The sequence below is a fragment of the Nonomuraea sp. NEAU-A123 genome, from assembly GCF_018603905.1.
Classification (GTDB): domain Bacteria; phylum Actinomycetota; class Actinomycetes; order Streptosporangiales; family Streptosporangiaceae; genus Nonomuraea.
Genome location: NZ_JAHFZZ010000082.1, coordinates 1 through 805, shown reverse-complemented (window position 1 = coordinate 805; position 805 = coordinate 1). Strand labels below are relative to the sequence as shown.

Here is an 805-nt window from a genome sequence, read left to right as displayed (position 1 = left end):
TTGGCGAGGTCGTAACGCTTGGGGTTGAAGTACAGGTTCTCCAGCAGGGTCTGCGCCGACTCCTTGGTCGGCGGCTCGCCCGGACGCAGCTTGCGGTAGATGTCGAGCAGCGCGTCGTCCTGGCCGGCCGTGTGGTCCTTCTCCAGGGTGGCGCGCATCGACTCGTACTGGCCGAAACGCTCGAGGATCGCCTCGTTGGTCCATCCCAGTGCCTTGAGAAGCACGGTGACGGCCTGCTTGCGCTTGCGGTCGATGCGCACACCGACGCTGTCGCGCTTGTCGATCTCGAACTCGAGCCAGGCACCCCGAGACGGGATGACCTTGCAGCCGTAGAGGTCCTTGTCCGACGTCTTGTCGACATTGCGTTCGAAGTAGACGCCGGGCGAACGGACGAGCTGCGAGACCACGACACGTTCGGTGCCGTTGATGATGAAGGTGCCCTTCGGCGTCATGAGCGGGAAATCACCCATGAACACCGTCTGGCTCTTGATCTCGCCTGTGGTGTTATTGATGAACTCCGCCGTGACGAACATCGGGGCGGAGAAGGTCATGTCCTTGTCTTTGCACTCATCTACGGAGTACTTGGGCGGCTCGAACCGGTGGTCGCGGAACGACAAGGACATGGTCCCCGAGAAGTCCTCGATGGGACTGATCTCTTCGAAGATCTCTTCGAGGCCCGACTGGGTCGGGACGTCCTTGCGCCCGGCCTGACGAGCCGCCTCTACCCGGGCCTTCCATTTCTCGTTCCCGAGCAGCCAGTCGAATGACTCGGTCTGCAGGGCGAGAAGGTCAGGAACTTCGAGGG

The 805-nt window shown here is 62.0% G+C and carries 1 pseudogene; it reads right to left on the bottom strand.

From position 1 onward, the window contains the following. Positions 1 to 805: pseudogene (locus tag KLK06_RS59440) on the bottom strand (DNA-directed RNA polymerase subunit beta); the annotation flags it as partial.